Raw genomic sequence first — 248 nt, forward strand, 5'->3', positions numbered from 1 at the left:
TCAGGTTATACAGGAAGTGGCAATATAAGTACGTATTGGTTATATACATTTATAAATGGAAGAACGTATTGGGATTGGGCACAGATATTAACAAGTACGCCATTAGGTTCAGGTGTTGGGTATACCCAGAAAGGAACAGGTGTAGGCGGAACAGAACAACAATACATTTTTGAAGGCAAGCCCAATAATGGTACTATTTTAATAGATGTAGAAGATGTAGGCGGACCAGGATCAGTAGCCAACCATTC

General features: G+C 39.5%; 1 pseudogene. It reads left to right on the plus strand.

Features of this window, described 5'->3' with window-relative positions:
• Window positions 1-248, plus strand: a pseudogene (locus Q0842_RS16200) (hypothetical protein); the annotation flags it as partial.

The organism is uncultured Algibacter sp. (assembly GCF_947495675.1).
GTDB lineage: Bacteria > Bacteroidota > Bacteroidia > Flavobacteriales > Flavobacteriaceae > Algibacter_B.